Consider the following 16,334-nt stretch of genomic DNA (forward strand, 5'->3'; position numbering starts at 1 on the left):
CCCGCCATCATACGACCCGGCGACCTTCCCGCCAGACCGTACGCACTACTGGGATGTGTTCGTCGACACGCACCCGCACGAGATCGGCGCGCCTGCCAATTTGGATCACACCGCGATCCTCAAATCCGACTGCCTCTGCCGGGTTCTTTGTCACGAGACGCACCGCGTCCGGCAGCGTGATTCCGTCGACAGTTTCCCCAAGAAAAAAGGTCGATTGGATCAAACTGAACGGAATGTAGTCGGACGATAGAATATCAAGGTGACCGTGTTCGACCAGTTCGCGTGCCGATACATTTCCTGAGTGCGAACCGCCGCGCACCACATTCGGCGCCCCCATCAGCACTGAAAGTCCAGCCTGCTTTGATGCAGCGGCAGCTTCGAGCGTCGTTGGAAACTCCGCCACATGAATACCCTGCTCCACCGCCTCGTCCACATGAGCGCGGGTCGCATCATCATGGCTGGCAAGGACAATTCCACGCTCACGGCAAAGATCGGCGATGGCCTTGCGCTGCGGTCCGGAATTCTTCGCTGATTCCGCCATTCGTTTCTCGCAGAACGCGTTGAATTCCTTGTCCGAAAGCTTCAGCTTACGTTGGTAGTAATAGGCATAGGTTTCCAGACTAACGAACTGCCGCTGTCCTGGTGCATGATCCATCAAAGAGGCCAGCCGGACACGGCTGTCATTGTCGAAGTGGGCAAAGCCTTCAAGGCAATCAGATGCCGATACTTCACAGCGCAAGTGGATATAGTGATCGGCTCGCAACCGGCCCTGCTCCACACTATCTTCAATCGCATCGGCAAGCTTGCGGCTTTCATCCGCGGACATGTCCGCATCTTCATCGAGTCCGACCCGCAGGGCATCGAGAACCGTAGTGATACCCGATGCAGCGATTTGCGCATCATGCGCGAGCACTGCCGCGATCGGATTCCAGCGCACCCGCGGGCGCGGCATGTAGTGCCCCTCGAGGTGATCCGTGTGCAGTTCGATCAGTCCGGGAATAAGGTAATCACCTCCAAAATCCTCGCCGCCAGAAACCGAGCCTTCCAAGATGTCGGCGATCTTGCCGTCTCTGATCACAACCGTCCCGGAGATGACGTCATGTTCAAGGACGATTTTCGCATTGTTCAAGATCAATTCGGCAGACATTAGAGCTCTTTCTGGCCATATTGGCCGTATTCTGTTTCTCGACTGACGAGACGATCCGCGAGGAAGGTGGCGAGGCCGATGGGGGACATCGGACGAAGCCGCCTGGCAAAGCGGGTGTCCGTCAGTCGGAAACCCGAAGGGACGGGGCCTGTCGCGCCAATATCTACGCCAAGCCCCTCGCCCGCACCCAGAGTGCGGGTCTTCGTGTCTTTGCTTGATCTTGTCACAACAGGCCTCCGTCAGAATAGGTCAATATGGTCAGAAAGAGCTCTAGGCGGTCTTTCTTCTGTTGGTTCCTGCAAGCGGATGCAGCGAGTGTATTTCAAAGGGGAAACCGGGTTCGGCTTCGGTAAAAAGCGCCAGATTGTTGATCTCAACAGGCTCTTCCAGAACAGGTTCGAGGAATTCGCTCAAAATCCGTTCGATTTTGGGGCGGTCGCGCTCCGGCACTATATCGGTAAGCGTCATGTGGAAGCGAAAATTTTCAAAAACATAGGGATAACCCCATTGTTCGAGATTTCGCCGCTGCGACACTGTCATTCTTTCTGGATTGCGCCGTTTGATTTCCTCGTCAGTTGGAGGAGCACGGAAGCGGTCGAGCGCGACAACGACGTCGTTCGCCAGTTGGTTGAGACGCGCCACAGGCTCTTCCGGAACCAGTGCAAAAAATCCGTCAAGGTTGGCGATCTGTAGTTTCGGAATCTCTACTGGATCCATGGATGAAGAAAAATGCATGAGAGCCGACAAAAGCTCTTTTTCCTCAAAGCCCTCGGCAAGATGGAACGGAGCTTTTAAAGTACCATGGAAGCCATATCGACGTGCCGATGCCGTCAAGAGCGTGAAATCCTCGTGCGCCAGGTCGCGGATCTGCGGCGGCCTCACCGGTTGACCGGTAAAGGCATTTCGGCCAAGCCAGTTCGCCGCGACTTTCAGAAGCGGGTCACTTGATGGCGGCGTGAAATAGATCGCATAGCGCATATTGATTCCTCCGGAACACTCTCGCGTTACGCTCCGATTATGACAAGCCTTTGAATGCTGTCATATTAATAGTCCCTGCCTCTAATGCTGTGGCTTGCCGATCAGCCGCGAACGCAGCGCATTCGATATGCTGTCAAAGATAAACACAACCAACAGGATCAAGAGGACCATATAAGCAACATTTTCCCAATTCTTGTTGGTGCGCATCGCTTCCCAGAGCTTGAGACCGATACCGCCAGCCCCGACCGCACCGATGATAGTCGCGCCACGAATATTTGATTCCCATTGATAAAGCGTTTGGCTGATCATGACCGGCACCACCTGCGGCATCACGCCGTAGCGCTGGACCAGGACATGGTTTGCACCGGTCGATTGCACACCTTCGCGCGGCTTGTCATCAATGTTTTCAAGTCCCTCAGAGTATATCTTGCCGAGTGTCCCGGTCTCGGTCAGGAAGATCGCAGCACTACCCGCAAGCGGACCCGGTCCAAACGCACGGGTAAAGAACAAGGCCCAGATCAGCATGTCGACCGAGCGCAGAAAATCGAAGAAACGCTTGAACGATTGATTGACGAAGCGGCTTGATGTGATGTTGCGGGCAGCAAGAAATGCCAAGGGAAAGCTGACAACTGCACCCAAAATTGTTCCAAGGAACGCCATGATGATGGTCTGCAGGAGTTTGACCCAGACGTCCCCGTGCTGCCATTCGCCATTGTTGAGAAAATTATCGCCGGCCAGCGCCAGGTTTGATCTTCCAGGCTCGATCTGGGGGCCGGTCGTGACGAGGCTTATCACCTCACCCATTGATTTTCCAAAAAAGGGTGATTGCGGATCGAAGATGAAATTGGCCCAGCCAAGGAAACGTTTGCGGATCTTGACGCGGTCAGCCTCGACACGGACTTCTCCGGCAAAGCCCATATCCGCGACGACATCTTCATCATAGACGCTGACCCAGGATGGTATATTTCCTGAGACGGTAGGCTTTCCGCCCGATAGTTCCACTCGCACGGTTTCGCCATGTGCCGTCAGCGTTGCTTCGGTGTCACTAAAGGTGACTGCCCGGCTCGGCCCACGAATTTCAACGGTCATGGTTCGATCGCTGTTTTGCTTGACCCAATCAGGATTTGGGTCATTCCCCAATGGTGAAAATCGCGGATATTTCGGGGTGATCGTGTCGCCTTCGAGCCGAAATTCAGCCTGTACGTCGTAGCTGACCCATTGGCTCAGATAAATCCCGACGCGCTCCCAATGGCCTTCCGATATGGCCTTGGGAATCTCGAAGAACCAGACTGCGTAGATACCGTAGAGGAATAGGCTGATAACCATCAGCAAAGGCGCGAAGCGCTTGAAAAAGGAGCGCTGAAAGACCTCAGGATAGCGCTCCTGGATTGATTCTGCCTGGCTTGCATCGATAAAGGTCATGGCAGCATCCTCAATGCTTCAGAAGGAAGGCGTTTTCGCCAACCAGCCGGCGTCGCAGCCAGGCGGAAAATTGATCGACGGCAAAGATGGTGACGAACAGCAGCAACACCAGCGCCAAAGTTTTGGCACCGAAGCCGCGTGAGATTGAAAGCTTCAATTCTTCACCTATGCCGCCTCCGCCGACGGCGCCAATGATGGTCGAGGCGCGAACATTGATTTCGAGCCGCAGCAGTGCATAGGACATGAAGTTTGGTAGTACTTGCGGCAAGGCAGCAAACCGGACCCGTTCCAACCAGCTGGCGCCTACAGATCGCATGCCCTCATCTGAGCGCATATCGACGTTCTCGATAACCTCATAGAAAAGCTTTCCAAGCGCACCGATGCAATGCAGGCTAATCGCGATTATCGCCGCGATCGGTCCGATTGAAAGAATAGCCGAAAACAGCCCTGCGATGACAATTTCCGGAAAAGCTCGAAGAAATTCCATGAATCGTTTGACCGCAATGCGCAGTGGATTGGACGGAGTAAGATTGCGCGCAGCCATGAAGCTGAGTGGGACTGCAAAAATAAACCCGATAATGGTCGATACCAACGCCACATTGAAGGTGATAATCATCAACTCGAAGTATTCGGGAATATAGAAATCGCCCCAGATATAGACCCGGCCTCGATCAAAATTAAACTCCTGGCCACCCTTGTCGTTAGGGCTTGCGATATCGAACAGTGCCCGCCATACATCGCTCCAGTCCTTGGGCACGAGCCAGCTGAGAAAATCAAAGAGGTGGGGGAGACGATCGAAAAAATGGCCGGCATTGCTTTCGTCAGCAAAACGAACGGAGCCTACGAACCCGATGAACAGCACGAGCAGGCCGAGGCCCGTATACATCCGGCGACGTGCGACGACCTTGCGCCATGACTCGGCTATATCGTGCGAACTTTGCAGTTGCGGTTGAGAGTCGGCAAACGTCATGAGTTGATCCGCATGGAGCGCACAAGAAAAAGGGTGGCCGTTACCAGCCACCCCGTGATTGATCGCAAGCGTTAGCCGCCGATCGCGTTTTTACGGATGTCGATGACCGCGTTGTAGAATTCGGGCTTCACCGGCTGGTAGCCCTTGAAATCACCGCCTTCTACAGCTTCGAAGCACTTCTTGTCGGTTGTTGGCAATTTCATGAAGAAATCGGCAAGCTTGGCGTGCCATTCGTCACCAATACCATTGCGAACGACCAGCGGGCCGTTCGGGATAAGAGGCGAACGCCATACTTCGACCAGCAGGCTAGGATCAACGGCGCCCTTGTCGACTTCCTTGCGGAACGTGCCGGAAGTGTAGCCATCCTTGAAATCGCCGAGGCCGGAAGAATCGTCTACCGCAACGTCGACCTTGCCGTCATAAGCAGCAAGAAGATTGTTCTCGTGACCGCCATTGAACTGGGTCTTTGCAAAGAACTTGTCGTTCGGCATGCCAGTGGTCTTGGGGATCTGGGTCAACGGAACGAGATAGCCGGAAGTTGAATCGGGATCGGCGTAGCCGAGGGTCTTGCCCTTGGCATCGGCAATCGTCTTGATGCCAGAATCCTTACGGGCGAGACCGATGGAATAGTACCCGGTCGAACCGTCTGTCTGCTGCGTAGTGAGGATCGGCGTAACTGCCTTGGGATCCTTGATGTAGACTGCGGCATAGCCGGAAGCGCCAAGTTCGGCGAAATCAAGTGTGCCGCCGAGCAGACCCTGGATCACGCCGTCGTAGTCAGCAGCGGGAAACAGCGAAACCTTTTCAAAGCCAAAAGTCTCTTTGAGGTGGTCGGCAAGGCAACCGAAGTTCCGCAAACGGTCGGTTTCATTCTCGCCGCCGAGGATGCCGATGCGGAATTCCTTGAGGTCTTCAGCGCGGGCCATTGTGCCGGTAAGCATCGCGCTGAGCGCGATAGCGCCTAGAAGGGCTTTTTTGAACAACATGGTTCTCTCCTGTCAAACGTCCAATGAGTTTGTGATCGGGTTCGTATGGGCCCGTAACGTGGGCAAGACGATCTTTTTACGCTCAACGCGCGGCCAGAATGGCCTCCAACTCCGGGATTGGCTTCTGTGAACCGCGTACGATACTCGTCGATGTAATTGCTTCTGAAAACGCATCCTTGAGGCCATCCGCACCGTAAATGCGGCGGGCGGCCAGTTCAGTCAGATCATCCGGACCGCCATCGAAAACGATCTTGCCGCCCTGCATGCCTATGATCCGGCTGCAAAAATGCCGGGCGGTATCAAGTGTGTGCAGATTGGTGATAACGGTCAGGCCTTCCTTCTCATTGATATCGCGCAACGACTCCATAACGACCTGCGCATTGCGCGGGTCGAGCGAAGCGATAGGCTCATCAGCAAGAATGACTTTCGGATTCTGCATTAACGCGCGAGCTATAGCGACACGCTGCTGCTGCCCACCGGAGAGTGTGCCTGCGCGTTGCAGAGCCGTCTTGGCGATATCGAGCCGATCGAGAGCAGCGACAGCCATGGCACGCTCATCGTTGGAGAAGATGCCGAGAAGACTTTTGATCGTCGAACGATGGTTTAGACGGCCAAGAAGCACATTGGTAAGAACATCGAGACGCGGCACAAGGTTGAACTGCTGGAAGATCATCGCGCAATCACGCTGCCAATTGCGCAGGTGCGAACCGCGCAGCTTGGCGACATCGGTGCCCTCGAACAGGATCGAGCCTTCGGAAGGATCGATAAGCCGATTGATCATACGCAGCAACGTCGACTTACCTGCACCCGACCGGCCAATAATGCCGACCATCTGGCCTTGCGGAATTTCAACATTGACGTTGTCGATGGCGATGTTGCTGCCAAAGCGCCGCGTCACGTTTTCAATCTTCAGCATTCGTCAATCCCTTTTGGCCGCTGCTCCGTCCTAGAGGGATTGTGTGAACCTGCGATGGCAGTTTCATTTCAGTTGCGTGACAACTTCGGATTGCTTTCTCAAGCCGTGTGTTATCCACGGAAAACCCACGTGGACGGTGCAAACGAGAACGGGAGCGGCACACAAATTTGCGTGATCCGCTCCCGAAAAACCGATGATTTAGAATCGAATAAAGCCCAAAGGCGGACTTATGCCGCTACGCCATTCGGTACAGAAAATGCCGTGACATCGATGATCCTGTCGGCTACCGCTTCCCGCACATCCTGGTCGTGGAAGATGCCAAGCATCGCCACACCCGTGTCCTTCTTCTGCTGGATCATCGAGACCACCACATCGCGGTTCTTGGCGTCAAGCGACGCCGTTGGTTCGTCGAGAAGCAGGATCGGATGATCCGTAATGAAGCCGCGAGCAATATTGACGCGCTGCTGCTCGCCACCCGAAAATGTTGCGGGTGGTAGTGACCACAGCCGTTCAGGCAAATTGAGCCCGGCAAGCAATGATTCAGCCTTGTCGCGGGCGTCTGTACGATCAACACCGCGTGCAATCAGCGGTTCAGCAACGACGTCCAACGCCGAAACGCGCGGTACCGTACGCAGAAACTGGCTGACATAGCCGATCATGTCGCGCCTGATGCCGAGCATTGTGCGCGGATCGGCGGCGGCAACGTCAATGAGCCGGTCGCGATAAGGCACGATGATCTGGCCGCGATCAACGGCATAATTGCCATAGACCATTTTCAGGATCGAGCTCTTGCCCGCCCCTGAGGGACCTCCGAGAACGGCGCACTCACCCGCCTTGATGGAGAAGGAGACGTTCGCCACGACGGGAAGACGAATACCATCGCGCAAATGCATGGTGAAGCTCTTGGCGACATCGGAAACAACGAGAGGTGTTGGCATGATTGTCTCCTAGACCTGCAGGATGGAGGAAACGAGGAGCTGGGTGTAAGCCGCCTGAGGATCATCAAGAACACGATCCGTGAGACCGGTCTCGACAATGTGACCATCCTTCATCACCATCATCCGGTGCGAGAGCAAACGCGCCACCGCAAGATCATGCGTCACGACAATGGCTGCCAGACCGAGATCGCTGACAAGACCTCGAAGCAGATCGAGAAGCCTTGCCTGGACCGACACGTCGAGACCACCTGTCGGCTCATCCATGAAGACCAGCCGAGGATTGGTGACGAGATTTCGTGCGATCTGAAGGCGCTGGCGCATACCCCCGGAAAAAGCGCGCGGCTGATCATCAATACGGTCGGCGGCAATCTCGACACGGCCGAGCCAATCGGTAGCGGTCGCACGGATCTTGCCATAGTGCCGGTCGCCAACAGCCATCAGCCGTTCGCCGACATTGGCGCCGGCGGATACTGTCATGCGCAAACCATCGGCGGGATTTTGATGGACGAAGCCCCAGTCCGTTCGCATCAGGAAGCGCCGCTCTGCCTCGCTCATGCGGTAGAGATCACGGAACTGGCCATCGCGCATCCGGTATTCGACCGAACCCGTGGAAGGTGCAAGACGCGTTGCCAGACAGTCCAGCAGCGTCGTCTTGCCTGAACCGGATTCGCCAACGACCGCCAGAACTTCGCCTGGCCACAACTCGAAGGACACGTTTTGACAGCCGATCCGGCTTCCGTAGAATTTCGAAAGCGCGCTGACTTTCAGGAGTGGTATATCGCTCATTCTGCTGCCTCCGCAGGATTAGCCGAGAGATGGCCGCGATGGCCCTCCGCCTGCCGATCCTCACAAAAATCGGTATCCGAGCAAACAAACATGCTGCCGCCTTTGTCATCAAGAATGACTTCGTCGAGATAACTGCCTTTGGCTCCGCATAGGGCGCAGGGCTCCGAGAATGTCTGAATCTCGAATGGATGATCCTCAAAATCGAGACTGACAACTTCCGTATAGGGCGGGATGGCATAGATACGCTTTTCACGCCCTGCGCCAAATAGTTGCAATGCTGGAGATTGATGCATCTTTGGGTTGTCGAATTTTGGTGTGGGCGATGGGTCCATCACATAACGACCTTCGACCTTCACCGGATAGGCATAGGTCGTGGCAATGCGGCCGTGACGCGCGATGTCCTCGTAGAGTTTCACATGCATCAGTCCATATTCCTCAAGCGCATGCATCTTTCGTGTCTCGGTCTCGCGCGGCTCAAGAAAACGCAGCGGTTCCGGGATCGGCACCTGATAAACGAGCGTTTGCCCAGCTTGCAGCGCAGTTTCGGGAATGCGGTGGCGCGTCTGGATGATCGTCGCCTCCGTCGTTTTTGTAGTCACCCGAACATTGGAAACCTTTTGGAAGAAGGCGCGGATCGACACGGCATTGGTCGTATCGTCGGCGCCTTGGTCGATCACTTTCAACGTGTCATTCGGGCCAATCACCGCAGCTGTCACCTGAACGCCGCCCGTGCCCCAACCATAGGGCATCGGCATTTCGCGCGACGCGAACGGCACCTGATAACCGGGAATAGCAATTGCCTTGAGGATGGCGCGGCGAATCATCCGTTTCGTCTGTTCGTCGAGATAGGCGAAATTATATGTCGCAAGCTCGGTCATTCTGCGGCCTCTTTGGTTTCGCTGTTTTCGCTCTCGCGCCGCTCATGCTCGCCGCGCATGCGGCGTACGAGGTCAAGCTCTGCCTGGAAGTCGACATAGTGCGGTAGTTTCAGATGCTCAACGAAGCCGGTGGACTGCACATTGTCGCTGTGGGAAATGACGAATTCCTCGTCCTGCGCTGCAGCCGTGATGTCCTCGCCGAGTTCCCTCGCCCGCAACGCGCGGTCACACAGCGCCATCGACATGGATTTGCGTTCACTTTGGCCGAATACGAGGCCATAACCCCGGGTAAATTGCGGGGGCTGTTTGGATGATCCCTTGAATTGATTTATCATCTGGCACTCGGTGACGCGAATGCGGCCCAGCGTCAGAGGAAAATCAAGTTCGGCGACTTCCAGTTCGATTTCGACCTCGCCGATACGGATCTCGCCAGCAAAAGGATGGCTGCGCCCGTAACCGCGCTGCGTCGAATAGGCGAGACCGAGAAGGAACCCCTCGTCACCCCGAGCTAACGCTTGCAGCCGTAAATCGCGCTCCAGCGGAAACGATAACGGCTCTCGTGTGAGATCTCCTGTCTCGACGCCCTCGGGCATATCGCCATCGGCTTCAATCATACCGTCATGGCCAAGAATATCGGTGACGCGTGGCGTATGCTCGCGCACTTCAACACGACGTTCGGGCGTTTCGACGATCCCATCTTCGGCGAGTTCGGGATCGAGCAGACGATGCGTATAGTCGAATGTCGGACCGAGTAACTGTCCGCCTGGCAAATCCTTGAAAGTTGCAGATATGCGTCGTTCGATCGCCATCTGCGAAGTCTCCACCGGCCTGGTATAGCCAAAGCGCGGCAATGTGGTGCGATAAGCGCGAACCAGAAAGATCGCTTCGATCATATCGCCCCGCGCCTGCTTTACTGCCAGCGCCGCGAGTTCGGTGTCGTAGAGCGACCCTTCGGCCATGACGCGGTCGACTGCCAATGCAAGCTGTTCAACGATCTGGTCAAGGCCGATCGCCGGCAGCGAACGATCGCCTCGGCGGCGGTCGCCAAGCAGTTTATGCGCATTGCGAATGGCGGCTTCACCGCCTTTGACAGCAACATACATGGCTCACGCCTCCTTTTTTGAAATGCGCGTCGTGCGCGGCAACGCAGCGAGTGCGCCTTTGCCGACGAAGATAAGGTCGATACCGCGTGGAAAGGCGCCGCGATTGGCGGCCCATTGATCTACGAACATTTTTGGCAACTGGCTTGGCGCAAAACCTTGCGTATCCTTGATGCCTGGGCCGCTCAGCGTCAGTTCTTCCGGCCCATTAAAACCATCGATCTGGAGAATAATTGTTGTCGAGCGATCGGGATACTCCGAGGTGCCTTTGGCAAAGGATTCTAATGATGGCATCGTCTCAAGGTCGCCGATCAACGCAAATTGTGCGTCCGATGGATTTGACGTCAGTTCAAGTCCGGTATGAAACTTCAGCCAGCCAATTGCGGCCACCGAGCCGGCAATCGACTTGTCGCACCAGACCGTCGCGTCATGATCAAACAAAGTAGCCGCAACTGACGCTGCTACCGAGGAAATCGGCGACGGAGCAGCCGCTAGCTTGCCGATCTCAACTACCCGTCCAGGGCTGGCCATAGCTTCCATCAGTGCCCGAAAGACCTCTTGAGAATTGAAAACAGCATCGCTGAAACCGCCCTCGTAAACCTGTGTAACTGCGCGCATCAATTATCACCTCGCACCATTGTGAAGAAGTCGACCTTGGTCGCAGCCGTTTCGGCACGTCTGTCTTCGAGATTGTCGTTGAGACGTTGCGCAATTGGGGCGAGGACCGTTTCCTCAACCGTCTGGCGATAGGCCGGTTCCTGCCACAGCGCATCGAAGATCGCGGCGAGTCGGACCTTCTCGCTCGATCGTCCAAGGGCGTAAGCGTGACCAACAGCACCATCGCCGAGCCGCACTGTTGCACGCATGACTGTTGCTTCGCCCAGATTAAAGGGAGCACCGCCACCACCGATGCGTCCCCGCATCATGACAAGGCCGGTTTCCGGCCCACGCAAGGTCTCGACCTGCGGCTTGTTCGCCCAATGCGCCCAGAAATCCTTCATCTCCTGCACAGTTGCCTGCGCCAGCAAGGCCATGGCAGCCTTGCGCCCGAAATCAGCTTCGCCAGAAGTCGGAGTGGCGCTTGAATTTTCGTTGCCCATTGACACCTCACTAAAATTTGTCTAGTCATCTATACAACTAGACAATATCTATGTTTATAGATCAGGTCAATGACAGGAGCATGACAGAACGTGACATCGGCACGATTCATCACACGCAACAGTGGCGTCGCAATCTGGCGTCAGATCGCGGATCAGATCAGGGGTGATATCTCGGCGGGAAAACTGGCAAATGGCACGCGCATGCCGCCTGAGATCGAAATGGCGACGCGTTTTGCGGTCAATCGCCATACGATCCGCAGTGCCATAGCCGCGCTTACCAAGGAGGGCGTCCTGCGAGCCGAACAAGGACGCGGTACTTTTGTCGCCAACAGCAAGAAGCTCACTTACCGCATTGGCCAGCGCACGCGCTTTTCGCAGATCCTTTCCACACAGGTACGCGAAACCAGGGGCATACTGCTTGCCCACCGCCGTGAAGAGGCACCCGTCGATGTTGCCGAGGCGCTAAATATGCTATCAGGGGAAGTCATCAGGATCGACACGATGCACACCGCAGACGGCAATCCGGTTTCCTGTGCCACGGCCTGGTTCGACGCAGCGCGTGTACCCAATGTGGCAGAAGACTATCGCTCATCCGGTTCAATAACATTTGCTCTTAAAGCGGCGGGAATAGACGACTATCTGCGCAAATCGACACTCATCGCGGCGCGCCATGCCGAAGCGGAGGAGTTGCGCCATCTGAAACTCTCCCCCGGAGCTATTGTTCTCGTTGCAACGGCCATCAACGTCGATACCGAAGGCCATCCAATTCAATATTCGAAAACCCGCTTTGCCGCGGACCGCTTGGAAATCGCGATCGATAACGACAGCGCCGGATGACCTACCACATCGTTTTTGCGGCGCGCTCCGGCCATTCGCGATCATAGGTTTCTCCCCCTACCCGATCTTCGCTCAGCGCCGCCAGTATCTGTCCGGGAGTGGGGAAATCTTTTGCCGAGCGGTGCCTTGCCGGATTCCACAATTCGGAGCGAATTAGTGCACGAGCGCACTGAAAATAGGCTTCCTCCACTTCGACGACAGTGACGGAACGCGGCGCCTTTCCATCGACAACAAAGCTGTCAAGCAGTGCCTGATCCGTTTCGACAAACGCACGCCCGTTGACGCGAAACGTTGTCGTCAGTCCGGGAATGAGGAAGAGCAGAGCCACGCGCGGGTCTCGAACTATATTGCGGAGCGAGTCAACGCGGTTGTTGCCGCGGCGATCTGGCATCATCAAGGTCGATTCGTCGTGAATCCTTACAAAACCCGCGAGATCACCGCGTGGTGAACAATCAAGACCTTCAGGACCACTTGTTGCGAGCGCCACAAAGGGTGAACCCTCGATCAACTTGCGGTATTCCGGCGTAATCCGAGCGGCAACTTTGGCTGTGGATGCTTCAGTTATGCCGCCGCCGTAGATGGCTTCGAGCTGTTCGATCGTCGTGATCCGCGACATTGAATTCTCCTTCAAGACGTGTTCGCCGACTAACACGGCATGACGAACTGATTATGACAGTTCGCGTTTTTATGAAATGACAACGGCAATGCACTTGTATATCAGTCGCTGCGACCGGAGCAGCGGAGGATTTTATGAGCGGATTTGCAGCCATTGGCGAGTGCATGATCGAATTGTCCGGCGCCAATGGCGATCAGTGGCGCATGGGTTTTGCGGGAGACACCCTCAACACTACCTGGTATGTTCGAGCCCTCACCGATACAGATTTTGCTGTCGATTATGTCACCGCCTTCGGCGACGATCCTTTCTCGGTGAAACAGCGCAGATTCCTTCGCGATAATGCTATCAATACCGCCCATAGCCCGACCATCGTTGGCGCTCGCCCCGGAATCTATGCCATCACGCTAACCGGTAGCGAGCGCTCCTTTACCTATTGGCGCAATGATGCCGCAGCGCGCCATCTGGCCGATGATCCTGACGCGTTGGCGAAAAGCCTGGATGGTCGGCAAGTCATCTACTTTTCCGGTATCACGATGGGTATTTTGAGCCCCAAAAGTCGCCAGAATGTCCTCAACGCCGTTAGTAATGCCCGCCGTCAAGGTTCGCTCGTCGTCTTCGATGCCAATTACCGCCCTCGCCTGTGGGAAAATGCCGATACTGCGCGGCAGGTCTTGAGCAATGCATTTCACGTCACCGATATAGCGCTACCAACGTTTCCGGATGAGAATGCCCTATTCGGTGACGCAACGCCTGCCGATACCGCTACACGCATCGCTGGTTATGGTGTGCGCGAGATCGTCGTCAAAGATGGCACGGAGCCGGCGTTGGTCATTGCCGGCGGAACAACTACTGAAGTGCCTACTGTTCGCGCCAACGCTGTCGACACGACGGGCGCTGGCGACAGCTTCAACGGCGGATACATTGCTTCGCGCCTCGCGGGTCTCGATCCACTTGTTGCCGCGATCAACGCACACAAGGTGGCTGCCCGCGTGGTCGAATTCCATGGCGCGCTCGCCCCCATGGATGAAGCGAAGAAGGCATTCAACGCCTAGAGCAAATTTTGCTCTAGGATTTCGTTTTCTTGAAGCTGTATTTGGTCATCTGGCTGTAGACTTCGTCAGGACGCAATATCGCCTGTGGAAAATATGGAAAGTGAGTGGAGTCGGGCCAGGTCTGCGCCTCGAAACAAAGGCCTGCATAGTTATCGTAGGTCTTGCCGGTCAGCCCGATGGGTGGTTTCCCGCCTAGTGTGTTTGCCGCGTAGAATTGCACGCCAGGCTCGGTTGTGGAAACGTTCATCTCGACGCCGGAATCGGCACCTTTTACCGAAGCGACAAGGCACAATGGGCGGCGCTGGCTGGCAAGACAGAAATTATTGTCATAGATGACCTGCTTGCCGTCCACTTCGCGCCGGACAGCTCGATACTCGCGGAAATCATGTGCTGTCCCGGCCACCGGCATAACACGGCCATCGGGAAGAAGATCACCATCCACAGGAAGAAAGGCTTGCGCATCGATTCTGACCTGATGATCGAGCGCCTCGGTTGCGCCTCCGTCATCGAGATTGAAATAGCTATGATGCGCAAGATTGCAGATCGTCGGCTTGTCCGTGACTGCATCCATGCGGATCACAAGAGTTCCCTTGGGCTCCAGCATATAAGTACACGTGATTGTCAGATTTCCAGGAAAACCCATCTCGCCGTCACCAAGCTGGACCGTCAATGTGACGTAATCCGGACCAATAGCGACAACATCCCAGATGCGTTTGCCAGCACCGCGGCTCCCGCCATGGATATTATGCCTGCCATGAAAGTTTTTTTCGAGCTCGTAAGTCTTCCCGTCGATGACAAGCTCACCGTCACGAATACGGTTGATACAACGGCCAATCGTTGCACCGAGGTAGGGAGAGTATGCGGGATAATCGGCAAAGTCGCGATACCCAAGGACAAGCGGATGCTCATGCCCCTTGAGGCGCAAGTCTTGGATAACTGCGCCCCACGTCAGTACGTCGGCGGTTAATCCACCACCCGAAATTGTAATGCGGTGAACTGCCTCGCCGTCCGGCGTGTGGCCGAAAACTTCCGTATTCATTTATTCTATAACCCCAAGCCGCCAACGCAGACATATTTCGTGTCGAGATAATCTTCGATACCCTGGTGTCCGCCTTCCTTGCCGAGGCCGGATTCCTTCAAGCCGCCGAATGGGGCTTCCACCGTGGTAATCATGCCCTCATTGACGCCAATCAGACCGTATTTCAGCCCTTCCGAGACGCGGAACACCCGCCCAAGATCCTGTGTGTAGAAGTAACTGGCGAGACCGAATTGCGTATCGTTGGCAAGGTCAACTGCTTCCTGCTCACTTTGAAACTTGTAGATCGGCGCCACCGGCCCAAAGATTTCCTCCTTGGTGAAGAGCATTTCCGGCGTAGCGTCCGCGATCACAGTGGGCTCGAAGAAACTGCCACCAAGCGCATGACGTTTTCCGCCTGTGATGATCTTGCCGCCCTTCTGCGTGGCATCTGCTATAAATTCCTCGACCTTGGCGACGGCCTTGTCATCGATCAATGGCCCCTGCTGCGTCCCTTCTTCCAGACCATTTCCGATTTTGAGCTTCTGGGTAGCGGCGGCAAACTTCTCGACGAATGTGTCATAGATGCCGGCCTGTACCAAAAAACGGTTGGTGCAGACGCAAGTCTGACCCGAATTGCGGAACTTCGCGATGATCGCTCCGTCCACCGCCCGATCGACATCAGCATCATCGAAAACGATGAACGGCGCGTTGCCGCCAAGCTCCATGGAGACTTTCTTGACCGTGTCCGCAGCTTGTTTGATCAGTATCTTGCCGATTTCCGTCGATCCGGTGAAGGTGATCTTGCGAACAAGCTCATTGCTCGTAATTTCTCCGCCAATTTCCGTCGCCGACCCCGTCAAAATGTTGACGACACCCTTCGGAATGCCAACCTCTTCGCAAAGAGAGCCCCAGACCAACCCTGAATAGGGCGTCTGCGTCGCAGGTTTCACCACCGCCGTGCAACCGGACGCCAGCGCCGGGCCGATCTTGCGCGCGAGCATGGAGGAAGGGAAATTCCAGGGCGTTATTGCAGCAATGACCCCCACAGGCTCTTTCGTGACCAGAATTCTGCGATCGGCCCAAGGGGAAGGGACAACATCGCCATAGGTGCGGCGAGCTTCCTCTGCATACCAGAGAATATAGGCGGCGGACATGCCGATCTCACCTTTGGATTCCGCAAGGGATTTACCCTGTTCCAGTGTCAGCAACTCAGCGAGCGCATCTTGATTATCCAAAATGGCATCGTGCAGCTTGCGCATCAGTTTCGAGCGTTCGAGAACGGATGTCTTGCGCCATGTCTTGAAGGCCTTTGCTGCGGCGTTGATGGCACGTTGTGTCTCGGCTTTGCCCGAATTTGGGACGGTACCGATCTTCAGGCCGGTAGCAGGGTTGATGACGTCGATTGTCTTGCCCGAATCTGCCGCCACCCACTCACCGTCGATGAGGTTTGCCTGCTTCATGAACTGGCTGGATTTCTGCAACATCATGTTTCTCCCTGTGTTCGAAGGGTTATTGTTGTTCGTGAGTTCCGTGAAAAATAAACCCTGCACTGCGCATGGCAATGTGTGCCTCGGTCAAGGCGTCCAACTA

General features: G+C 55.6%; 18 protein-coding genes. 2 read left to right on the top strand and 16 right to left on the bottom strand.

What is annotated here, in order from left to right:
* Nucleotides 1–7: 7 nt before the first annotated feature.
* The 13 genes from FHS21_RS14035 to phnG form a co-directional block, all read right to left on the bottom strand.
* Entirely contained in the window at nt 8–1,147 is a 1,140-nt protein-coding gene (locus FHS21_RS14035; protein WP_112528573.1) for an alpha-D-ribose 1-methylphosphonate 5-triphosphate diphosphatase, read from the bottom strand.
* A complete protein-coding gene (locus tag FHS21_RS14040; RefSeq protein WP_112528575.1) occupies nt 1,147–1,374 on the bottom strand; it encodes a hypothetical protein in 228 nt (75 codons plus the stop codon). The genes FHS21_RS14035 and FHS21_RS14040 overlap by 1 nt, the downstream gene beginning before the upstream one ends.
* 43 nt (nt 1,375–1,417) lie before the next feature.
* Nucleotides 1,418–2,125 (bottom strand): DUF1045 domain-containing protein, encoded by a 708-nt coding sequence (locus tag FHS21_RS14045; protein ID WP_112528577.1) that lies wholly within the window; start codon nt 2,123–2,125, stop codon nt 1,418–1,420.
* Nucleotides 2,126–2,206: 81 nt separating this feature from the next.
* Nucleotides 2,207–3,547, bottom strand: a complete 1,341-nt coding sequence (gene phnE, locus FHS21_RS14050; RefSeq protein ID WP_183662349.1) for a phosphonate ABC transporter, permease protein PhnE — start codon at nt 3,545–3,547, stop codon at nt 2,207–2,209.
* 10 nt (nt 3,548–3,557) lie between these two features.
* Entirely contained in the window at nt 3,558–4,517 is a 960-nt protein-coding gene (phnE, locus tag FHS21_RS14055; protein WP_112528581.1) for a phosphonate ABC transporter, permease protein PhnE, read from the bottom strand.
* 71 nt (nt 4,518–4,588) lie between these two features.
* Nucleotides 4,589–5,500: a phosphonate ABC transporter substrate-binding protein gene (gene phnD, locus FHS21_RS14060; RefSeq protein WP_376772113.1), complete on the bottom strand. Its 912-nt coding sequence runs from the start codon at nt 5,498–5,500 to the stop codon at nt 4,589–4,591.
* Between the two features lie 85 nt (nt 5,501–5,585).
* On the bottom strand, nt 5,586–6,419 hold the full coding sequence (gene phnC / locus FHS21_RS14065) for a phosphonate ABC transporter ATP-binding protein (RefSeq protein WP_112528585.1): 834 nt from the start codon (nt 6,417–6,419) through the stop codon (nt 5,586–5,588).
* A 227-nt stretch (nt 6,420–6,646) separates the two neighbouring features.
* The gene (phnL, locus tag FHS21_RS14070; protein WP_112528587.1) at nt 6,647–7,357 is read right to left on the bottom strand and encodes a phosphonate C-P lyase system protein PhnL; all 711 of its coding nucleotides are present in this window, start codon (nt 7,355–7,357) and stop codon (nt 6,647–6,649) included.
* 9 nt (nt 7,358–7,366) lie between these two features.
* A complete protein-coding gene (phnK, locus tag FHS21_RS14075; RefSeq protein ID WP_112528589.1) occupies nt 7,367–8,143 on the bottom strand; it encodes a phosphonate C-P lyase system protein PhnK in 777 nt (258 codons plus the stop codon).
* Nucleotides 8,140–9,021 carry an alpha-D-ribose 1-methylphosphonate 5-phosphate C-P-lyase PhnJ gene (locus tag FHS21_RS14080; protein ID WP_112528591.1) on the bottom strand — a complete coding sequence of 294 codons (882 nt, stop codon included), beginning with the start codon at nt 9,019–9,021 and terminating at the stop codon, nt 8,140–8,142. The genes phnK and FHS21_RS14080 overlap by 4 nt, the downstream gene beginning before the upstream one ends.
* A complete protein-coding gene (locus FHS21_RS14085) occupies nt 9,018–10,124 on the bottom strand; it encodes a carbon-phosphorus lyase complex subunit (RefSeq protein ID WP_112528593.1) in 1,107 nt (368 codons plus the stop codon). Before FHS21_RS14085 ends, FHS21_RS14080 begins: the two co-directional genes overlap by 4 nt.
* 3 nt (nt 10,125–10,127) lie before the next feature.
* Nucleotides 10,128–10,739 carry a phosphonate C-P lyase system protein PhnH gene (gene phnH / locus FHS21_RS14090; RefSeq protein ID WP_112528595.1) on the bottom strand — a complete coding sequence of 204 codons (612 nt, stop codon included), beginning with the start codon at nt 10,737–10,739 and terminating at the stop codon, nt 10,128–10,130.
* A complete protein-coding gene (gene phnG / locus FHS21_RS14095) occupies nt 10,739–11,221 on the bottom strand; it encodes a phosphonate C-P lyase system protein PhnG (protein ID WP_246411026.1) in 483 nt (160 codons plus the stop codon). The genes phnH and phnG overlap by 1 nt, the downstream gene beginning before the upstream one ends.
* A 90-nt stretch (nt 11,222–11,311) precedes the next feature.
* Between phnG and phnF the strand changes: the two genes are divergently transcribed.
* Nucleotides 11,312–12,058, top strand: a complete 747-nt coding sequence (gene phnF, locus FHS21_RS14100; RefSeq protein ID WP_112528597.1) for a phosphonate metabolism transcriptional regulator PhnF — start codon at nt 11,312–11,314, stop codon at nt 12,056–12,058.
* Between the two features lies 1 nt (nt 12,059).
* On the opposite strand, the gene FHS21_RS14105 is transcribed toward phnF, so the two are convergent.
* Nucleotides 12,060–12,674, bottom strand: coding sequence for a pyridoxamine 5'-phosphate oxidase family protein (locus tag FHS21_RS14105; protein ID WP_112528599.1), 615 nt, complete (start codon nt 12,672–12,674; stop codon nt 12,060–12,062).
* A gap of 134 nt (nt 12,675–12,808) precedes the next feature.
* Between FHS21_RS14105 and FHS21_RS14110 the strand changes: the two genes are divergently transcribed.
* Nucleotides 12,809–13,726, top strand: coding sequence for a sugar kinase (locus FHS21_RS14110; protein ID WP_112528601.1), 918 nt, complete (start codon nt 12,809–12,811; stop codon nt 13,724–13,726).
* A 13-nt stretch (nt 13,727–13,739) separates the two neighbouring features.
* Here FHS21_RS14110 and FHS21_RS14115 read toward each other — a convergent pair whose 3' ends face one another.
* Both FHS21_RS14115 and FHS21_RS14120 read right to left on the bottom strand, forming a co-directional pair.
* A complete protein-coding gene (locus FHS21_RS14115) occupies nt 13,740–14,765 on the bottom strand; it encodes an aldose epimerase family protein (RefSeq protein WP_112528603.1) in 1,026 nt (341 codons plus the stop codon).
* A gap of 5 nt (nt 14,766–14,770) precedes the next feature.
* Nucleotides 14,771–16,228: an NAD-dependent succinate-semialdehyde dehydrogenase gene (locus FHS21_RS14120; protein WP_112528605.1), complete on the bottom strand. Its 1,458-nt coding sequence runs from the start codon at nt 16,226–16,228 to the stop codon at nt 14,771–14,773.
* Nucleotides 16,229–16,334: the final 106 nt, after the last annotated feature.

Source organism: Phyllobacterium trifolii, assembly GCF_014192095.1.
GTDB classification, from domain to species: domain Bacteria; phylum Pseudomonadota; class Alphaproteobacteria; order Rhizobiales; family Rhizobiaceae; genus Phyllobacterium; species Phyllobacterium trifolii.